This is a genomic window from Parvimonas parva (assembly GCF_016552165.1).
In the GTDB taxonomy this organism is placed as follows: domain Bacteria; phylum Bacillota; class Clostridia; order Tissierellales; family Peptoniphilaceae; genus Parvimonas; species Parvimonas parva.
Genome location: NZ_JACVDA010000005.1, coordinates 48,622 through 67,149, shown reverse-complemented (window position 1 = coordinate 67,149; position 18,528 = coordinate 48,622). Strand labels below are relative to the sequence as shown.

The 18,528-nt window shown below is 36.6% G+C and carries 23 protein-coding genes; all 23 read left to right on the top strand.

Going from position 1 to position 18,528, the window contains the following annotated elements; translation table 11 throughout:
• Window positions 1–38: 38 nt before the first annotated feature.
• The 23 genes from IBJ83_RS02535 (at window position 39) to IBJ83_RS02425 (ending at window position 18,521) form a co-directional block, all read left to right on the top strand.
• Window positions 39–215, top strand: a complete 177-nt coding sequence (locus IBJ83_RS02535) for a hypothetical protein (RefSeq protein ID WP_201275194.1) — start codon at window positions 39–41, stop codon at window positions 213–215.
• Window positions 178–486 (top strand): hypothetical protein, encoded by a 309-nt coding sequence (locus IBJ83_RS02530; protein ID WP_201275193.1) that lies wholly within the window; start codon window positions 178–180, stop codon window positions 484–486. Before IBJ83_RS02535 ends, IBJ83_RS02530 begins: the two co-directional genes overlap by 38 nt.
• On the top strand, window positions 476–1,600 hold the full coding sequence (locus IBJ83_RS02525; RefSeq protein WP_201275192.1) for a DUF2800 domain-containing protein: 1,125 nt from the start codon (window positions 476–478) through the stop codon (window positions 1,598–1,600). Before IBJ83_RS02530 ends, IBJ83_RS02525 begins: the two co-directional genes overlap by 11 nt.
• Before the next feature lie 4 nt (window positions 1,601–1,604).
• Window positions 1,605–2,171 carry a DUF2815 family protein gene (locus IBJ83_RS02520; protein ID WP_456299556.1) on the top strand — a complete coding sequence of 189 codons (567 nt, stop codon included), beginning with the start codon at window positions 1,605–1,607 and terminating at the stop codon, window positions 2,169–2,171.
• A gap of 66 nt (window positions 2,172–2,237) precedes the next feature.
• Window positions 2,238–2,762, top strand: coding sequence for an NUMOD4 motif-containing HNH endonuclease (locus tag IBJ83_RS02515; RefSeq protein WP_201275191.1), 525 nt, complete (start codon window positions 2,238–2,240; stop codon window positions 2,760–2,762).
• A complete protein-coding gene (locus IBJ83_RS02510) occupies window positions 2,750–4,741 on the top strand; it encodes a DNA polymerase (RefSeq protein WP_333473015.1) in 1,992 nt (663 codons plus the stop codon). The genes IBJ83_RS02515 and IBJ83_RS02510 overlap by 13 nt, the downstream gene beginning before the upstream one ends.
• A 153-nt stretch (window positions 4,742–4,894) precedes the next feature.
• Window positions 4,895–5,113 (top strand): hypothetical protein, encoded by a 219-nt coding sequence (locus tag IBJ83_RS02505; RefSeq protein ID WP_201275190.1) that lies wholly within the window; start codon window positions 4,895–4,897, stop codon window positions 5,111–5,113.
• Entirely contained in the window at window positions 5,100–5,477 is a 378-nt protein-coding gene (locus IBJ83_RS02500) for a DUF7768 domain-containing protein (RefSeq protein ID WP_201275189.1), read from the top strand. Before IBJ83_RS02505 ends, IBJ83_RS02500 begins: the two co-directional genes overlap by 14 nt.
• A complete protein-coding gene (locus IBJ83_RS08555; protein WP_201275188.1) occupies window positions 5,446–7,797 on the top strand; it encodes a VapE domain-containing protein in 2,352 nt (783 codons plus the stop codon). Before IBJ83_RS02500 ends, IBJ83_RS08555 begins: the two co-directional genes overlap by 32 nt.
• A gap of 256 nt (window positions 7,798–8,053) precedes the next feature.
• Window positions 8,054–8,326, top strand: a complete 273-nt coding sequence (locus IBJ83_RS02490; protein ID WP_201275187.1) for a VRR-NUC domain-containing protein — start codon at window positions 8,054–8,056, stop codon at window positions 8,324–8,326.
• Window positions 8,316–9,680 (top strand): DEAD/DEAH box helicase, encoded by a 1,365-nt coding sequence (locus IBJ83_RS02485; RefSeq protein WP_201275186.1) that lies wholly within the window; start codon window positions 8,316–8,318, stop codon window positions 9,678–9,680. The genes IBJ83_RS02490 and IBJ83_RS02485 overlap by 11 nt, the downstream gene beginning before the upstream one ends.
• A gap of 56 nt (window positions 9,681–9,736) precedes the next feature.
• A complete protein-coding gene (locus tag IBJ83_RS02480) occupies window positions 9,737–10,165 on the top strand; it encodes a DUF1492 domain-containing protein (protein ID WP_201275185.1) in 429 nt (142 codons plus the stop codon).
• A 145-nt stretch (window positions 10,166–10,310) separates the two neighbouring features.
• Window positions 10,311–10,679: an HNH endonuclease gene (locus tag IBJ83_RS02475; protein WP_456299555.1), complete on the top strand. Its 369-nt coding sequence runs from the start codon at window positions 10,311–10,313 to the stop codon at window positions 10,677–10,679.
• Window positions 10,680–10,807: 128 nt separating this feature from the next.
• Window positions 10,808–11,386: a P27 family phage terminase small subunit gene (locus tag IBJ83_RS02470; protein WP_194251712.1), complete on the top strand. Its 579-nt coding sequence runs from the start codon at window positions 10,808–10,810 to the stop codon at window positions 11,384–11,386.
• A 5-nt stretch (window positions 11,387–11,391) separates the two neighbouring features.
• Window positions 11,392–12,174 (top strand): S-adenosylmethionine synthetase N-terminal domain-containing protein, encoded by a 783-nt coding sequence (locus IBJ83_RS02465; RefSeq protein ID WP_201275183.1) that lies wholly within the window; start codon window positions 11,392–11,394, stop codon window positions 12,172–12,174.
• A gap of 12 nt (window positions 12,175–12,186) precedes the next feature.
• A complete protein-coding gene (locus IBJ83_RS02460; protein ID WP_201275182.1) occupies window positions 12,187–13,449 on the top strand; it encodes a site-specific DNA-methyltransferase in 1,263 nt (420 codons plus the stop codon).
• On the top strand, window positions 13,430–15,022 hold the full coding sequence (locus tag IBJ83_RS02455) for a DNA cytosine methyltransferase (protein WP_201275181.1): 1,593 nt from the start codon (window positions 13,430–13,432) through the stop codon (window positions 15,020–15,022). The genes IBJ83_RS02460 and IBJ83_RS02455 overlap by 20 nt, the downstream gene beginning before the upstream one ends.
• A 74-nt stretch (window positions 15,023–15,096) precedes the next feature.
• Entirely contained in the window at window positions 15,097–15,753 is a 657-nt protein-coding gene (locus tag IBJ83_RS02450; RefSeq protein ID WP_201275180.1) for a virulence protein, read from the top strand.
• Window positions 15,659–15,967 carry a DUF4314 domain-containing protein gene (locus tag IBJ83_RS02445; RefSeq protein ID WP_456299554.1) on the top strand — a complete coding sequence of 103 codons (309 nt, stop codon included), beginning with the start codon at window positions 15,659–15,661 and terminating at the stop codon, window positions 15,965–15,967. Before IBJ83_RS02450 ends, IBJ83_RS02445 begins: the two co-directional genes overlap by 95 nt.
• On the top strand, window positions 15,957–16,130 hold the full coding sequence (locus tag IBJ83_RS02440; protein WP_201275178.1) for a DUF5049 domain-containing protein: 174 nt from the start codon (window positions 15,957–15,959) through the stop codon (window positions 16,128–16,130). Before IBJ83_RS02445 ends, IBJ83_RS02440 begins: the two co-directional genes overlap by 11 nt.
• A gap of 105 nt (window positions 16,131–16,235) precedes the next feature.
• Window positions 16,236–16,481: a hypothetical protein gene (locus tag IBJ83_RS02435; RefSeq protein WP_117625168.1), complete on the top strand. Its 246-nt coding sequence runs from the start codon at window positions 16,236–16,238 to the stop codon at window positions 16,479–16,481.
• Between the two features lies 1 nt (window position 16,482).
• Window positions 16,483–16,761 carry an Nmad4 family putative nucleotide modification protein gene (locus IBJ83_RS02430; protein WP_201275177.1) on the top strand — a complete coding sequence of 93 codons (279 nt, stop codon included), beginning with the start codon at window positions 16,483–16,485 and terminating at the stop codon, window positions 16,759–16,761.
• A 167-nt stretch (window positions 16,762–16,928) separates the two neighbouring features.
• On the top strand, window positions 16,929–18,521 hold the full coding sequence (locus IBJ83_RS02425) for a terminase large subunit (RefSeq protein WP_201275176.1): 1,593 nt from the start codon (window positions 16,929–16,931) through the stop codon (window positions 18,519–18,521).
• Window positions 18,522–18,528: the final 7 nt, after the last annotated feature.

Here is an 18,528-nt window from a genome sequence, read left to right as displayed (position 1 = left end):
CAGAGGGGCAAGAAAGCCACTCAGATAGGAGGTCGAAAATGACAAAAAGATGTAGGTCTGAAACTGAAAAATGTGTAAGTGATATTGATAAAGAAATTGTAGATACACTTATTGCTATTCAGATAGTTACAGAGAAAATCACAAGAAATTTAAGTCAAAGGAAAGGAGAAAACCAGTATGGCAAAAGACAAAGAACTATATGCACTTGCAGATGAGCTTTATAAGTGTAGTGAAATTCTAAAAGAAATTTCAGAAAAGTTAAAAGAGGTCTTGGAATCTAAAACGGAGGTTCAAAAAACTGAGGCAGAAAAAGAACTAGCCTTAGAAGATGTAAGAGCTGTGTTAGCTGAAAAATCACGTAATGGATTTACAAAAGAGATTAAAGAAATTCTGGAAAAACATGGAGTGAAAAAATTATCTGAAGTTGATCCAAAAGAATATTATCAGCTACTAAAAGAGGTGGAGGTAATAGGTAATGCCAGATAAACATGCAGTGCTTTCTGCATCCTCTTCAGCAAGATGGATTGAATGCCCACCATCGGCACTTCTTTGTAAAGAGATAAATGATATTCCAAGTGAATATGCTATGCAGGGAACAGATGCACATAGCTTAAGTGAATATAAGCTTAGAAAAATCCTTGGAGAAAAGGTTAAAAATCCAAAAAATGACCTAGATTATTATGATGAAGAAATGGAAGAATCATCAGAGGAATATGCAAGCTATGTAGCGTGCCAGTATGAAGAGGCTAAAAATTTATGTAAAGATCCAGTGATATTAATAGAGCAGCACTTGGATTTTTCTAAATGGGTGCCGGATGGCTTCGGAACAGGAGACTGCATTATTGTATCTGATGAGAGGCTGACAGTAATTGATCTTAAATATGGTTTAGGGATACTTGTGGATGCAAATAACAATTCTCAAATGATGTGTTATGCCCTTGGAGCACTAGCTATATTTGACGGAATTTATGATATCAATGAAATTACTATGACTATATTTCAGCCAAGAAGAGAACACATAAGCACGTATACTATCTCAAAAGAGAAGCTTCTTTTTTGGGCAGAAAAAACTCTAATGCCACAGGCAAAACTTGCAGCTAATGGTGAGGGTGAATTTAAAGCTGGTAGCCACTGCCAGTTTTGTAAAGTGAAGGCTACATGCAGAAAACGAGCAGAATATAACCTTTTGCTTGCAAAGTATGACTTCAAGGTTCCGGAGAATCTTGAAGATGATGAAATTGAAATCATCCTAGAAAAAGTAGATGAACTGGTATCTTGGGCAGGTGACATTAAAGAATATGCACTAAAGAAAGCAGTGGAAGGCAAAAAGTGGAATGATTGGAAAGTTGTAGAAGGAAGAGCAACTAGAAAATATATTGATGAAAAGAAAGTTGCAGAAAAAGTAGAAGAGGCTGGCTTTGATCCATATGAGAAAAAGGTTCTTGGAATCACAGCTATGACAAAGCTACTTGGAAAAACAAGATTTGAAAGATTGCTTTCAGAGTTAGTAAAGAAACCTCAAGGCAAACCAACTCTTGTGAAAAGAACAGACAAAAGATTAGAACTTAATTCAGCAAAAGAAGATTTTATGGAGGAATAAAAATATGACAATGAACTATAAGAACCCAACAAAAGTTATCACAGGACCAAATACAAGATGGAGCTATGCAAATGTATGGGATCCAAAATCTATTAATGGTGGCACACCAAAATACAGTGTAAGCCTTATTATACCAAAGTCTGACACTAAAACTGTTGCAAAGATTGAAGCAGCAATTAAGGCAGCTTATGAGGAGGGCGAATCTAAACTCAAAGGTACTGGAAAGAGCGTGCCTGCACTTAAAAATATCAAGACTCCTCTTAGGGATGGGGATTTAGAAAGACCAGATGATGAGGCATATAAGGATAGCTATTTTATTAATGCAAATAGTGCAACTGCGCCTGGAATTGTAGATGCTGACCGCGAAGAAATCATTGACCGTAGCGAAGTATATAGCGGGGTATATGGACGTGCAAGTATCAACTTTTATGCCTTTAACTCTAACGGAAACAAGGGTATTGCAGTAGGGCTTAATAATCTTCAGAAGATTGCTGATGGTGAACCTCTAGGTGGAAAATCCAGAGCAGAAGATGACTTTGCAGATGTAGAAGAAGATGATTTTTTAGGTTAGTTAGGGTGCGGAGGATGAAGCAAAGTATGCTAAGTCCTCCGTTGTATTTTTGGGAGGATGAAAAAATTGAAAGAATTATGGAAAGATATCCCAGGTTATGATGGAAAATATCAAGCGAGTACTATGGATAGAATACGCAGTATAGATCATAAAGTAAGAGGTATTTGCTATTTTAATTGTAAAGAATTTTACAGAATGGTAAAAGGAAGAGTATTAAAACCTGGACAGTATTGTAAATGTGGTCATGTTTCTGTTGTTTTAGGGCGTGGAACAAATGGAAAACCAGTACATCAACTTATAGCGATTACTTTTATAGGAACGTGTCCTCAAAATATGGAGGTGCTACATAAAAACGGAAATCCTAGGGATAATAGGGTGGAAAATTTAAGTTATGGAACAAGAACAGAAAATATCCTAGATATATATCGACAAGGTGGTGTTTGGAGAAAATTATCTTTGGATGATGTGGAAGCAATAAGGTCTGGTATATGTTGTGGAATCAAAGGTGTGGAGTTGGCTGCAATGTATGAAGTATCAAGTAATACGATTAGTAGGATAAAACATGGAGGTTCCTTTTCGTGGTTAAAATAAAAAGTTTGAGTTGTGATGTGGAAACTTTTAGTGATATAGACCTTTCAAAATGTGGAGTTTATAGGTATGTAGAGTCACCTTTATTTGAAATCCTTTTATTTGGATATTCTGTAAATGGAGGCGAGGTAACGGTAGTTGATATAGCAGAGGGAGAGACAATCTCTGAGGAAATATTAGATGCACTCATAAGTGAAGACATTACAAAATGGGCATTTAACAGTCAATTTGAAAGAATATGCCTATCAGAATATCTAAGAAGAAACTACCCTGGAAAATTTATAGGACATAGCATATCTGAAGATAGTGAATCAATTTATTTAGATCCTAGGTCTTGGAAATGTACCATGACTTGGTGTGCATATCTGGGACTACCATTATCACTAGAAAATGCCGGCTCAGTACTGGGTCTGGAGGAACAGAAATTAAAAGAAGGTAAGGATTTAATAAAATATTTTTGTGTGCCTTGTAAGCCTACAAAGACAAATGGCTATAGAGATAGAAATTTACCATGTGATGATAGGGAAAAATGGGATAGATTTATAAAATATAACATTCGTGATGTTAAAGCTGAGATGGAAATTCAAAGTAGATTAAAAAAGTTTCCAGTTCCAGAATCTGTCTGGGATGAGTTTTACTTAGACCAGGAGATAAATGATAGAGGCATCAAAGTTGATCTTAATATGGCCAAGAATGCCATAGCTTTTGATGCATCTATAAGGCATATTTTAATTTCTAAGCTAAAAAGTATAACAGGTCTCGATAATCCAAATAGTGTGATGCAAATGAAAGAATGGCTAAAAGAACAAGGAATTCTAGCAGAAAGTTTAGATAAAAAATCGGTAGCTAGTCTACTCGAAACAGTACCTAAGAATATAAAAGAGGTCTTAGAAATTAGACAAAAGTTAGCCAAATCATCAGTGAAGAAGTATCAGGCTATGGGAAATGCAGTATGTAAGGACCAAAGAGCAAGGGGGATGTTTCGATTTTATGGAGCAAACCGTAGTGGTAGATGGGCGGGTAGACTCATTCAGCTTCAGAACTTACCACAAAATCATCTACTAGATTTAAAAGAGGCTAGAGGCTTAGTAGATACAGGAAATTATGAAGCAATGACTATGCTCTATGATGATATTCCAGATACCTTATCACAGCTTATTAGAACTGCTTTTATCCCAAGAGATGGTATGAAATTTATTGTATCTGATTTTTCTGCTATAGAAGCAAGAGTCCTATCCTTTTTAGCTAAGGAAAAATGGAGAAGTGAAGTATTTGAAAATAACGGAGATATTTACTGTGCATCTGCATCAGCCATGTTTGGAGTTCCCGTAGAAAAGCATGGGGTAAACGCAGAACTTAGGCAAAAAGGAAAAATTGCTGAACTTGCTCTTGGTTATGGTGGAGGTACTGGAGCATTAACTGCAATGGGAGCTCTTGAAATGGGACTTTTAGAAGAGGAACTTCAGCCACTTGTAGATTCTTGGAGAGCAGCAAATTCTAATATTGTTAGGTTTTGGTGGGAGATAGATAAATGTATAAAGACTTCTATAAAAGAAAAGACTACTACTGAAACTGGAAATATAAAATTCATATATCAAAGTGCCATGCTTTTTATTGATCTTCCAAGTGGCAGGAGACTTTCCTATGTGAAGCCAAGAATAGGTGAAAACAGATTTGGAGGAGAAAGTGTTACCTATGAAGGGATAACTACAGGGAAAAAGTGGGGCAGGATTGAAAGCTATGGACCAAAGTTTGTAGAGAATATTGTTCAGGCTATAAGTCGTGATATTTTAGCTTATGCTATGAATAATTTATCCTACTGCTTTATATGTGGTCATGTGCATGATGAAATAATTATTGAAGCAAGTATAAGTGTGTCAGTAGATGCTATTTGTAAGAAGATGGGAGAAACTCCGCCGTGGATAGATGGACTTCTTCTTAGAGCAGATGGCTATGAATGTAAATTTTATAAAAAAGATTAGACCGGCTGGTTCTTAAAAGTTGGGGTTTTGTCCTTTCACTATTAGAGGGCAAAGCTCCATTTTTATGAAAGGTCGGTATTTTTTATGAAAGAGTTAATACCAAAAGATATAAGCCCTATATGGAAGCAACTAAGATAAGGGAGGATAAATAGTATGTTTTATGTAAAAGAGAAAATAAGTGATACAGCAGAAACAAAGATTGAAATCAACGATGAGAATGTATTTTGTATATGTCCTAAATGTGGTAGAGAAGTTCAGGTAAACCTTGAAGATGTGATATCTGATGGAGAAGGTGACCTTTGTAGCACTGCTGTACTTTGCGAGGAGTGCAGTAAGAAAATGATAGGAGAGATGTCCTATGAAGAAAAGTAAGAAATTTATGCCACTTGTATATGTGTGTTCTCCCTTTGCTGGAGACACACATAAGAATATTTTATCTGCAAGAAAGTATTCAAGGTTTGTCGTAAATGAAGGATATATTCCCATTACTCCACATCTTTTATTTCCACAGTTTCTGGATGATAACATTCCAAAAGACAGAAAGCTTGGTCTTAAATTTGGAAATGTGCTAATGGATAAGTGTAGTGAGGTTTGGGTTTTTGGAGAACATATCTCAAAAGGCATGGAATGTGAAATAAAGAGGGCAATTAAAAGAAAGTATAAAATTAGATATTTTTCAGAAGAGCTTAAGGAGGTAGAAGGCGGTGCAGAAACTAAAAATTGCATATGGAAGTAGCTGTTTTGCTAAGAAGTGGACGAATAAAGAGATAAGCTTTGATGATTTATGTAAAAGGCTTTCTACAACGATTTATACCTCTGAAACAAAAGAAGAATACCCTAAGCTTCCTAAAAGTGAAAAGGATAGGGTTAAGGATAAAGGTGGATTTGTTGGAGGAAGCCTTAAAGGTGGGAGCAGAAAGGGTGAAAATGTAGAATGCCGCTCTATGCTTACACTAGATGTTGACCAAGCTGATATTGACTTTATTGATAGATTTACAATGCTTTGCACCTTTACCTGCTGCCTTTATACAACCCACAGCCATATAAAAGAAAAGCCAAGGCTTAGAATAATTGTTCCTTTGTCTAGAAATATAACACCAGAAGAGTATGTTGCGGTATCAAGATATTTTGCAAGTGACTGGGAGATAGATATGTTTGATGAATGCTCATATAGACCACAGCAACTTATGTATTGGCCGACCACACCCTCTAATGGTGATTTTGTGTTTGAAAAAGTAAGTGGTGCTATTTTAAATCCAGATGATATTTTATTAGCCCATCCAGAATGGACTGATCCAACGCTTTTACCAACATCTTCAAGAGAAAGCGTGGCAAGAGGCATCAGCGATAAAAAACAAGCAGATCCACTTGAAAAAGAGGGAATAGTAGGTGCTTTTAATAGGGCTTTTTATCCCATAAATACTGTAATTGAGGAATTACTTTCTGATATTTATGAAACTTCCGATATGGAAAATAGGTACAGGTATTTTGAATCAAAAAGCCAGCCTGGTCTTTTAATTCATGAAGGGAAGTTTGCCTATAGCCACCATGCAAAAGATCCAGCCTATCTTAAACTTTTAAGTGCCTTTGATCTTGTTAGAATCCATAAATTTTATGATGATGATCCTAAGAAATCTTTTAATGCTATGTCTGAATTTGCTATTACTTTAGATAGTGTGAAACTTCAGATAGCGGATGAAAAGAAAAAGCAATCAGAAGATGATTTCAAAAGTTTAGATGAAGAAGATGGGGACTGGAGATTAAAATTAAAACTACAGCCAAGAAGTAAGGTTTTAGAAAATAGCGTCTGGAATGAAATGCTCATATTAAACAATGATCCTGACTTTGCAAATTTTGGCTATAACGAAATGGCAAGCAGGATACAGATTACTGGGGCTGTTCCTTGGGAAAGACCAAGAGATAATAAGTTTTGGAGAGATGCCGATACTGCTCAAATGAAAGCATTGATTGATGTAAAGTATGTGACTTTTTCTACTAGGAATCATGATGTTGCTTTTACAAAAGTTGCAGACGATAGAAGATTTCATCCGATAAGGGATTATCTGAACAATCTTCCTGAATGGGACGGAGTTTCAAGGATAGATACTATTCTCATAGATTATTTTGGTGCAGAAAATACGAATTATACAAGGGAAGTTAGTAGAAAAACACTTGTTGCAGCTGTGGCAAGAATATATAAGCCGGGGACTAAATTTGATAGTGTTCTAATTCTAAACGGTGCTCAAGGAATAGGAAAATCAACGTTCTTTGCAAAGCTTGCAGGAAATTGGTTCTCTGATAGTCTGACCTTAACAGATATGAAGGATAAGTCTGGAGCAGAAAAACTTCAAGGTTACTGGATACTGGAACTTGGAGAACTTGCCGGTATGAAAAAAGCTGATATTGAGTCGGTAAAATCATTTATTAGCCGTACAGATGATGAGTACAGACCATCCTATGGAAAAACTGTAGAGAGTCATCCTAGACAGTGTATTATTGTTGGTTCTACAAATTCAGAGACAGGTTTTCTTCGTGATATTACAGGCAACCGTAGATTTTGGCCAGTTAGTGTTAATGGTAAATCAAAGAAAAAATCATGGGAGATAACAAAAGAAGAAGTGGAGCAGATATGGGCAGAGGCTGTTCATTTTTATAATAAAGATGAAAAGCTATATCTTGAAGGCGATACGGCAGTACTTGCAAGATCTAAGCAGGCAGATGCTATGGAGTCAGATGAAAGAGAAGGTCTTGTTCGTGAGTATCTAGATAAACTTCTTCCAGATAATTGGGATGATATGGATCTATATGAAAGAAGGCATTACCTCAGCGATAGCGGAGTATCCGGTATCGCTAAAAAGGGGGTTGTGAGAAGGACTACTGTTTGTAATATGGAAATATGGTGTGAGTGCTTTGGAAAAGATCCTTCTGTTATGAAGAAAATTGACTCTTATGAACTAGGAGGTATCATGCAAAAAATTGATGGGTGGCAAAAAAGTAACACAAGAAGGATTTCATTGTATGGTAAACAAAGAATCTATGAAAGGAACAAGGGATAAAAGTGGGAACGATGGGGAAAAAACATTGTTCTTGCAAAGGAACGAAGAGTAAATGATTGTTCTAAAAAATGTTCCTTTAGACAAGTTAGTAAAATCAATAATTACAAAAGATAGGAACAAGTGGAACAAGAAATATCTATATAATTATTTTAGTTAATATATAGCCTATTAGTAGCTTGTTATTACGCATATACGCGCGTATAGGAATATAGAAAAACTTGTTCTACTTGTTACCTTGTTACCGAGAGGATTAAAAATGAGAGAAAAATTTATAGAAAAAAAGCTGGTTTCAGAGGTGAAAAAGCACGGTGGGCTATGTCCAAAATTTGTATCACCGGGGTTTGATGGTATGCCAGATAGAATTATATTAATGCCAAAAGGAAGATTTGCCTTTGCAGAGTTAAAGGTGGAAGGCAAGAAACCAAGACCTCTTCAGTTATCAAGGCATAGACTTTTAACAAATCTTGGATTTAAGGTTTATGTGATTGATAATGTGACTCAGATAGGAGGTGTGCTTGATGATATATAAGCCACATGATTATCAAAATTATGCGAGAGAATATATTGAATCTCATAAAATATCTGCCGTATTTTTAGACTGTGGACTTGGAAAAACGAGCATTACACTTACAGCTTTAAATAATCTACTGTTTGACTATTTTGAAGCACATAAAATTTTAGTGATTGCACCTCTTAGAGTTGCAAGAAATACATGGTCAGCTGAAATAAAGAAGTGGGATCATCTAAAAAATTTAGAGTTTTCTGTAGCTGTCGGAAGTGAAAAAGAAAGATTGAAAGCTTTAGAAAAACGAGCGGATATCTATGTGATAAATCGTGAGAATGTACATTGGCTAATTGAGAAATCGGGTATTAAGTTCGATTATGATACTGTAGTGCTTGATGAACTGAGTTCTTTCAAGAATCATCAATCGAAAAGGTCTAGAGGTCTTATGAAAGCAAGGCCAAAAGTTAAAAGAGTAATTGGACTTACAGGGACACCATCTTCAAATGGGCTAATGGATTTGTTTGGAGAATATAAGGTGCTTGATATGGGAGAAAGACTTGGAAGATTCATTGGTCAGTATAGAAATGCTTATTTTAGACCAGATAAAATGAACGGTCATATTGTTTATAGCTATAAGCCACTTCCGGGAGCTGAAGAGAGTATTTATGAAAAAATATCTGATATTACAATTTCTATGAGGGCAACAGATCATCTTAAAATGCCTGACCTTGTTAATTCAAAATATATGGTATGCCTGACTGAGAGTGAAGAGAAAAAATATAAAGCATTAAAAAGGGATTTGATTTTATCACTTCCAGAAGGGGAAATAACAGTAGCAAATGCAGGAAGTCTTTCAAATAAGTTATCTCAAATGGCAAATGGTGCAGTGTATATGGACGATCAAGAAGTGATAGAGTTTCACGAAAGAAAACTTGATGCGCTGGAAGATATTATTGAATCTGCAAATGGAAATCCTGTACTTGTAGCATATTGGTATAAACACGACTTTGAAAGAATATCTAAAAGACTAAAAAAGTTGGGAATAAAATTTGCGAAGGTAGATACCGATGAGAGTATAAGAAAATGGAATGAAGGGAAGATTGCTGTAGGTCTTATACATCCTGCATCAGCAGGCCATGGGCTTAATCTTCAAGATGGTGGGTCTATTATGATTTGGTTTGGAATCACATGGAATTTAGAATTTTATCAGCAGACTGTAGCAAGACTATGGAGACAGGGGCAAAATAACAAGACGGTCAGCGTAATTCATATCCTTACAAAAAATACTGTAGACGAAAGAATAATGATGTCTCTATCGGATAAAGATATTAGTCAATCGGCTTTAATTGATGCGGTAAAGGTAAATATCAAAATCTAAGACAATCAGAGTCAAAAAGTGACAATCCGAGATTTATAAAATCGGAGGTTATGATTATGACACCAAAAGCATATTTAAATCAAGCGTATCGTCTTGATAAGAAAATAAAGGCTGATTTAGAAGATGTTGAAAATCTTCGTGCTTTGGCATCTAGTGTTTCATCTCCAAGGTTTGATATAGATAGAGTACAAACAAGTAGAAATCTTGAGGCTCCATTTGTGAGATCACTTACTAAAATCATGGATTTAGAGGCAAAGATAAATGAGGAGCTAACGCTTTTAATAAGTTTAAAAGAGCAAATGCTTGAAATGATTTCTGAACTAGAAAATATCGACGAACAAATGGTTCTTAGGTATAGGTACTTAAAAAATATGACTTGGGAAGAAATAGGAAGAGAACTCCATGCAGGGAAAACTACTATTATTAGATGGCATGAAAAGGCAATTAAGAATGCTGTTTTACCAGAAAATCCTATATGGTTATGAATTTAGGGAAAAATGGTACGTTTTGGTATGTTTTGGTATGGTGCGAACCTATGGCTAAATGTGATATTATATAATCAGCAAAAAGTATAAATAAGCTAAGCCTTGGAGGAAAAACCTTCAGGGCTTTTCTTATGCCCAAAAGGAGGTGGAAGACTTGCCAAGAAAACCAAAGCGTCCATGTTCTTACCCTGGATGTCCTAACTTAACTGATGGTAGGTTCTGCGAGGAGCATAAAAAAGAGGAGAACAAACGCTACGAGAAGTACGACAGGAATCCTGCTGTACGCCGTAGGTATGGACGAGTGTGGAAAAGAGTAAGAGATTCCTATGTTAAGGAGCATCCATTTTGTGAGGAGTGCTTTAAGAAGAAAATTTTAGTTCCTGTAGAAGAAGTGCATCACATCAAACCTCTTTCTGAAGGTGGAAATCATAATAAAAGTAATTTGATATCTTTATGCAAATCGTGTCATGCGAGAATTCATGCCCAAAGAGGAGACCGTTGGAATAAAAAGTAAATGGGTAGGGGCGGTCATTATCTCTACGAACCTAGCCACCGTGGAACGGGCGTGGGGTCTCACGCACAAAAAGCGAGGTTCAAAGGGGGTATTAAAGAAAACTAAAAAATATGAATGGAAAGGAAGTGATGAATGTGGCCAAAGACGGAACATACAGAGGTGGTAGAAGAGTAAAAGCAGGAGATAAACCAAGGCCAATAGCTGAAAAAATACAAAATGGAGAAAAAGTAAAACTGCTTGCAAATGATATACCGGATATGTACTATGCAGAACTTGATTCTGTTGATTTACCTGATGGTGTAGAACTTGATGGAATAGATATGCCAAAACCTGGTGAGTACCTATCTGCAAAACAAAAGGATGGTATTCCACTAGGCGCAGATGAAATATATAAAGAAACATGGTTGTGGCTAAAGGAGAGAAAATGCGAAAAGTTAGTAAATAAAAGATTGCTTGAGTCATATTCACAGGCCTTTGCCAGATATATTCAATGCGAGGATGCTATTAGTAGATATGGAATGCTTGGAAAGCACCCAACAACAGGTGGAGTAATTGCTTCGCCATTTATTCAGATGTCATCACAGTTTCAAAAAACAGCAAATCTTATTTGGTATGAGATATACGACATCGTCAAACAAAACTGTACAGAAATTTATGAAGAAGATAGCGATGACCTTATGGAGCAGCTATTAAGAAGAAGGAGATAAGAAAAATGATAGAAAAAGTAAATCCAAAACACCCAGATAAAATTGCAGATAGAGTTGCGGGTGCGATTGTAGATATAGCATATAAAAATTGTGATAATCCTAAAGTTGCCGTAGAAGTATTAATCGGTCATGGTGTTTGTCATGTGATTATAGAAAGCACGGTCAATTTTAAGTATAAGGATATTAAAGAGGCAATAGCTCGTATTGCAGGAAATGTAAAAAAGGATATAGTAATCGTTCCTCAAGATAAACACCTATCTAAAAACCAAGAAGAAACTATCCGATGTGGGGATAATGGCATATTTAAAGGAGTACCTCTTACACTTGAACAAAAACAGTTATCTAAGATAGCAAGAAAAATTCATTCTAAATATCCATATGATGGCAAATATATCCTAGATGATACAAAGCTTATTATTTGTCAAAGTAATGCAAGTACAGAGGCTTTAAAAAATGATTATCCTTATGCAGAAATCAATCCACTAGGTGATTGGACTGGTGGAACTGATGTAGATACAGGAGCAACAAACCGTAAACTTGGATCGGATATGGCTGATTCAGTTACAGGTGGAGGCCTTCATGGTAAGGACTTATCCAAAGCTGATGTATCAGTAAATATCTATGCTTTTCTTAAAGCACAGGTGGAACAAAGACCGATTGAACTTAGCTGTGCCATTGGTGATGAAGTAGTTGATGGTAAGCCGTATAGCGAAATCGTAAATATCGCAAGAAAGTATATAGACTCTATTGGTGGATTTGAAAAGTTCGCTGAATGGGGTCTTTTTTAATGGGGTGAGTTTATGAAAACAAAAATGGAAATGGTGGAAATTAGTAAACTAGTCCCTTATGTGAATAATGCAAGAACTCACTCCCCAGAGCAGATTATGAAACTTAGATCCTCTTTACGAGAATTTGGTTTTATCAATCCGGTCATCATTGATTCCAAGTTTAATATCATCGCAGGTCACGGAAGAGTTATGGCAGCTAAAGAAGAAAAGATTGAAGAAGTGCCATGTGTACTGGTTGATTATCTATCTGAGGCACAAAAGAAAGCATATATCATAGCTGACAACAAAATGGCACTGGAGGCTGGCTGGGATGAGGAACTATTAAGAATTGAGATTGAAGAATTAGAAGGTATGGATTTTGATTTAGCCCTAACGGGCTTTGAGGGAGCAGAACTTGATGAGTTATTTGGAAACTCTGAAAAGGAAACGGTGGAAGATGATAAATTTAACCTAACATCAGCACTTGAAAAAGCCACCTTTGTAGAAAAAGGCGATGTCTGGAATGTTGGCAAACACACTCTGATGTGTGGTGATGCTACTTCAAAGGAAGATGTAGATAAATTAATGGATGGTAAAAAAGCAAATCTCATTATTACCGATCCCCCTTATGGGGTCTCATTTAAAAGTGCCAGTGGACTTACGATAAAAAACGATTCGATGAAAGAGGAAGAGTTTTATCATTTCCTTCTTATATCCTTTCAAAATATGGCCGAGTATTTGGAAAGTGGTGGAACAGCCTATATATTTCACGCTGATACGGAGGGACTTAATTTTAGAAAAGCTTTTATTGATGCAGGATTTCATCTTGCAGGCTGTTGTATATGGGTAAAGAACTCACTTGTTCTTGGTAGAAGTGACTATCAGTGGCAACATGAACCGGTGCTTTATGGCTTTCTTAAAAATGGTAAGCATTCATGGTATTCCGATAGAAAACAAACAACTATTTGGAACTTTGATAAACCAAAGAGAAATGAAAATCATCCGACATCAAAGCCACTAGATTTACTTTCCTATCCGATTCAAAACTCAAGTCAGGAAAATGCCATCGTCATTGATACCTTTGGTGGTAGTGGTTCAACCTTAATGGCTTGCGAAAAGACAAATCGAATCTGTTTTACGATGGAACTTGATGAAAAATATGCATCAGTCATTTTAAGACGATATGTGGAAGATACCGGAGATAGTGAAAATGTCTATGTGATTCGTGGTGGTAAGAAATTATCATATAAAGACTTGGTGAAAGAGGTGGAAATAGATGGAGAAAAAACAGAATAAACCTCTTACACTAGGTAGCTTATTTGACGGGAGCGGAGGTTTCCCACTTGGTGGCATTCTTACAGGAATTACACCGATATGGGCGTCAGAAGTAGAGCCATTCCCTATTAGAGTGACAACTAGAAGATTTCCAAACATGAAACACCTAGGTGATGTTTCAAAAATAAAGGGAAATGAAATTGAACCAGTCGACATTATCACTTTTGGCAGTCCATGCCAAGATATGTCCATAGCAGGAAAAAGAGCGGGGCTTAATGGTTCTCGCTCTAATTTATTTTATGAGGCAATTAGAATTATTAAAGAGATGAGGGAGGAAACGCATGGAGAAAAACCAAGATATATCGTTTGGGAAAATGTGCCAGGTGCATTCTCCTCAAACAAAGGAGAGGACTTCTTTTCAGTTCTCAAAGAAATCTGTGAGATCAAAGGACATAAAATTGATGAGGCTAGACCTAAAAAATGGCAAAATGCAGGTCTTATCATGGCAGGAGATTTCTCACTCGCATGGAGGGTATTTGATGCTCAGTACTGGGGAGTTCCCCAAAGAAGAAGACGTATCTATCTTGTCTGCGATTTTAATGGAGAAAGTGCCGGAAAAATATTATTTGAGTCAGAAGGCTTGCCTTGGCATCTTGAAAAGAGCAAATGCCCGTGGAAAAGAACTGCCGGAGGTCTTAAAGAAGGCACTAGAGATGCAGTCACAAATCTGTGCTTAAATGACCAAGGGGGTCAGAGGATGGATGTTCATGAAGAAAAAAGTGGAACAATCACTGCAAGTGTAGGAAATCACCCGCCACTGGTATTTGAAAATCATGGACAAGATTCCAGATTTAAAGGACCTCTTGCTGTGAGTAATACTATAGGAGCAAGTCTTGGAACGGGAGGAAACAATCAGCCTTTTGTAGTAGAAGATAGTACCAGAACATTTGATGTCCGTATTACCTCAGAAAACACCAAAAATCACAGAGCCAATATCTATGAAACCGATGTGGCAAGAACTATTAACACGGGTCAAAACTCACCGGAAGCTAATCAAGGCGGACTTGCCATTGTCTACTGTGACAAAACAGCAGGTACATTATGTGCGATGGATGGTCCAAAGGGTGTTCATAGTGAGATGGCAGGTCAAGGTAAACTTATCGTAGAAAAGGAAATTTATTCAACCAGCAAAAACTCCCATCATACTGAGGCGATGGAAAATCTAGCTAATACCTTAGTTGCAAGTGACTACAAAGATCCTCCAGTTGTAAATGACGTGGCGGATCAAAGATATATTGTTAGAAGACTAACTCCAAAGGAGTGCGGGAGGCTTCAAGGTTTCCAAGATGGTTGGTGTGATGGACTTGAAACAGAAAATCCAACTGAAGGAGAATTGATATTTTGGACTGAAGTCTTTGAAACCTATAGGAAAGTTGTAACTAAAGCTACTAAGCCTAGAAGTGAAAAACAGATAAGAAAGTGGCTTGCTAGTCCTCATACAGATTCAGCTGAATATAAGATGTGGGGAAATGGCGTGGCACTTCCTAATGTATGTTTTGTACTTGCAGGAATTAAGCACTTTTATTTTAAGTAATGCACAGATATAACTTGATAAATCTCTGATAGTACGGGAATATACACATACCAAAACTAAAGGAGGAAAAACAAGTGCAAGTAAAATTTAATGTTACAGGTAAAGAGAGAAAAGAGCTTGTCAAAGGGATTGAAAGAATCATAAATGAAAAATCCAAGTATTTAGGAATGCCAAGTACAGCTTATGAGGTTGGAATCTTTACAATTGATAAGACGGGAACGGTTTTATGTGAAGATGATTTCGCACTTGAAAGGTTAGTTCACAATCTTATCGGTGACGGCTTTGTACCTAAAGAAGAGATTAAAAGGGAGCCAGTGGTCACACAGGGGCTTACAGTGGCAATTCCAAGAGAGAAGGTGGATTTATCCAAGCTAGAGAAAATCTTTGAAAATAAGGGGGATTTAATCAAAAAGGCACTGGGAGTTACAAGCCTTGAGATAGAGGAAGATGAAGAAAAAGTAAGTTTTCCTTGGTTTGAAAATATCGATAACGAACATCTAATGACATATACAAAATTCATTGCAGCACTTTGTAAGATGAGCGTGGGTGCTAAACGCATCAACGAATCTTCCAAAGAAGTTATAAATGAAAAGTATGCCTTTAGATGTTTTCTTTTAAGACTTGGCTTTATCGGAGATGAATTTAAGAATGATAGAAAATTACTTCTTGAAAAACTTTCAGGATCATCAGCTTTTAGAAATGGAGGTCATGAAGATGAGATTTCCAAGTAGAGAGGTTGTTGAAGGAATAAGGAAAAGATATCCGGTGGGAACTAGAGTGGAGCTTATATCTATGGAAGATATCCAAGCACCGCCTATTGGTACAAAAGGAACGGTAAGGGGAGTTGATGATATTGGCTCCATTATGGTTTCTTGGGATAACGGAAGTAGCCTAAGCATAGCTTATGGCGAAGATTCTTGTAGGAGGATTTCAGATGAACGATAAAATAAAGGAGCAGATCCTCACAATAAGAGAAACGGGACTCACAAATATGTTTGATGTAAATACTGTTCAAAGAATCGCTTACGAAATGGACTTTTATGAACTTGTAGATTTTCTTGAAACCGATAGAAAAGCCTATGTTGATTTCATTATTTATGGCAAATAAAACTATAATTATTATGAAAATAAAGCACACATTTCTTAAAAAATGACTTGCTATATCCTTCAAATTACGGGAATATACACATACCAAAACAAAGGAGAAACGAACATGACAAAGCAAGAAATTTTTAAGGAAGCGACAAAAAAACTAAATGAGAAGAAAGCATCCCTTTATAAAAGAGAGCCTGAAAGAAAACTTTATGACGAAGGCAAGATTGGCTGGAACGAATACCTAAAAAGAGCCAAAGCAAGAGAAGAAAAAGAAAGAGAATTCTACAAGGGCAATGAAAACTTTGAGCTTTATGACGAAGGCCTCATCACCTACGATGAATTCTTAGAATTGGAGGGGAAATAAGATGAGCAAAATGATAGATTTAGCTAACAAGTACAAGATACCAACACAGGCAACACCGGAAGATTTAGAAACTAGATGGGGTAAGGTCATAACCTTTGGAGATAGGGTGATTCTTGTAGGACACTACTATCACCCAGATGGAAATTGTTACTTTGCAGCAGTTTATGAATTTCTAGATGATGACCATTCATGCGAAGGTTTTATTGGACTAAGGGAAGTAAGCGACAAAAGATTTAAAGATGATGGTCACGCAATTGAGTGGGCATTAAAACAAAACTAACAATAAAAGAGTTTCAGAGCCTAGGCTTTGTTTCTCGTAGTAGCAGCCGGTGGGCTGTATTTTTTATGACCTAACAGAAATCTTTGATTTCGTAGTAGGTCAGATATCGCATTGTTTCAAATCTGTGATTTGTCAAAATGCGATTATAACGTAAAGGGGGTTATTTGATGGCGAAATATAAGACTACAAAGTTTAAAGCAAAAGATTCTAAATATAGTAAAAGTAATGCTGATTATGCTGTGAATTTTATTGAATGCCTATCTCATACCAAAGGAACATGGGCAGGTAAGCTATTTAAGTTACTACCTTGGCAAGAACAGATTATAAGAGATTTATTTGGTGTGATTAAGCCAAATGGATACAGGCAGTTTAATACAGCCTACATTGAAATCCCAAAGAAGATGGGTAAGAGTGAGCTTGCCGCTGCTGTCGCACTTCTTTTATGCTGTGGTGATAATGAGGAAAGAGCTGAAGTTTATGGATGTGCTGCTGATAGACAGCAGGCAACAATTGTATTTGATGTTGCAGCCGACATGGTAAGAATGTGTCCAGCCTTAAATAAAAGGGTGAAGATTCTAGCCTCGCAAAAAAGAATTATCTATAAGCCGACAAATTCTTTCTACCAAGTTCTATCTGCAGAAGCCTATTCCAAGCATGGCTTTAATATACATGGGGTAGTTTTTGATGAGTTACACACCCAGCCAAACAGAAAACTATTTGATGTTATGACTAAAGGTTCAGGGGATGCAAGAACTCAGCCTTTATATTTTCTTATTACAACAGCAGGAACGGATACGCATTCTATTTGTTATGAAACTCATCAAAAGGCTAAGGATATTTTAGAAGGAAGAAAAATAGATTCTACTTTTTATCCGGTCATTTATGGTGCTGACGAAGAAGATGACTGGACAGATCCTAAAGTATGGAAGAAAGCAAATCCCTCTTTAGGAGTTACTGTTGGAATTGATAAGGTAAAGGCAGCCTGCGAATCAGCAAAGCAAAATCCGGGTGAAGAAAATTCCTTCAGACAATTAAGACTTAACCAGTGGGTAAAACAAGCTATCAGATGGATGCCAATGGAAAAGTGGGATGTTTGTTCTTTTGCAGTAGATGAAGATGAACTTGAAGGAAGAATTTGCTATGGAGGACTTGACCTTTCATCGACAACGGATATTACAGCCTTTGTTTTAGTCTTTCCACCAATAGATGAAGACGATAAGTTTTGTATTATGCCTTTCTTTTGGTTACCGGAAGATACGCTGGATTTAAGAGTAAAACGTGACCATGTACCATATGATGTTTGGGAAAGACAAGGATATATTCAGACAACAGAAGGTAATGTTGTTCACTATGGCTATATTGAAAAATTCATAGAAAAGCTAGGAGAAAGGTTCAACATTAGAGAAATCGCCTTCGATAGGTGGGGTGCTGTTCAGATGGTACAAAACCTAGAAAATATGGGTTTTACTGTAGTTCCTTTTGGACAGGGTTTTAAGGATATGAGTCCGCCAACTAAGGAACTTATGAAATTAACACTAGAGCAAAAACTTGCTCATGGTGGAAATCCTGTTCTTAGATGGATGATGGATAATATCTTTATCAGAACCGATCCTGCTGGAAACATCAAAGCCGATAAAGAAAAGTCCACAGAAAAGATAGATGGTGCAATTGCTACCATTATGGGACTTGATAGAGCAATTAGATGTGGAAATCAAAATACAGAAAGTGTATATGATGGCAGGGGTATTTTATTCATATAAAGAGGAA

Excerpts from the sequence above, each read along its gene's own strand:
- IBJ83_RS02470 (WP_194251712.1), top strand. The coding sequence starts at position 10,808 with ATGAATGTGGCCAAAGACGGAACATACAGAGGTGGTAGAAGAGTAAAA.
- IBJ83_RS02440 (WP_201275178.1), top strand. The coding sequence starts at position 15,957 with ATGAACGATAAAATAAAGGAGCAGATCCTCACAATAAGAGAAACGGGA.
- IBJ83_RS02480 (WP_201275185.1), top strand. The coding sequence starts at position 9,737 with ATGACACCAAAAGCATATTTAAATCAAGCGTATCGTCTTGATAAGAAA.
- IBJ83_RS02465 (WP_201275183.1), top strand. The coding sequence starts at position 11,392 with ATGATAGAAAAAGTAAATCCAAAACACCCAGATAAAATTGCAGATAGA.
- IBJ83_RS02425 (WP_201275176.1), top strand. The coding sequence starts at position 16,929 with ATGGCGAAATATAAGACTACAAAGTTTAAAGCAAAAGATTCTAAATAT.
- IBJ83_RS02525 (WP_201275192.1), top strand. The coding sequence starts at position 476 with ATGCCAGATAAACATGCAGTGCTTTCTGCATCCTCTTCAGCAAGATGG.
- IBJ83_RS02435 (WP_117625168.1), top strand. The coding sequence starts at position 16,236 with ATGACAAAGCAAGAAATTTTTAAGGAAGCGACAAAAAAACTAAATGAG.
- IBJ83_RS02500 (WP_201275189.1), top strand. The coding sequence starts at position 5,100 with ATGAAGAAAAGTAAGAAATTTATGCCACTTGTATATGTGTGTTCTCCC.
- IBJ83_RS02520 (WP_456299556.1), top strand. The coding sequence starts at position 1,605 with ATGACAATGAACTATAAGAACCCAACAAAAGTTATCACAGGACCAAAT.
- IBJ83_RS02460 (WP_201275182.1), top strand. The coding sequence starts at position 12,187 with ATGAAAACAAAAATGGAAATGGTGGAAATTAGTAAACTAGTCCCTTAT.
- IBJ83_RS02430 (WP_201275177.1), top strand. The coding sequence starts at position 16,483 with ATGAGCAAAATGATAGATTTAGCTAACAAGTACAAGATACCAACACAG.
- IBJ83_RS02490 (WP_201275187.1), top strand. The coding sequence starts at position 8,054 with ATGAGAGAAAAATTTATAGAAAAAAAGCTGGTTTCAGAGGTGAAAAAG.
- IBJ83_RS02485 (WP_201275186.1), top strand. The coding sequence starts at position 8,316 with ATGATATATAAGCCACATGATTATCAAAATTATGCGAGAGAATATATT.
- IBJ83_RS02455 (WP_201275181.1), top strand. The coding sequence starts at position 13,430 with ATGGAGAAAAAACAGAATAAACCTCTTACACTAGGTAGCTTATTTGAC.
- IBJ83_RS02505 (WP_201275190.1), top strand. The coding sequence starts at position 4,895 with ATGTTTTATGTAAAAGAGAAAATAAGTGATACAGCAGAAACAAAGATT.
- IBJ83_RS02535 (WP_201275194.1), top strand. The coding sequence starts at position 39 with ATGACAAAAAGATGTAGGTCTGAAACTGAAAAATGTGTAAGTGATATT.
- IBJ83_RS02445 (WP_456299554.1), top strand. The coding sequence starts at position 15,659 with ATGAATTTAAGAATGATAGAAAATTACTTCTTGAAAAACTTTCAGGAT.
- IBJ83_RS02530 (WP_201275193.1), top strand. The coding sequence starts at position 178 with ATGGCAAAAGACAAAGAACTATATGCACTTGCAGATGAGCTTTATAAG.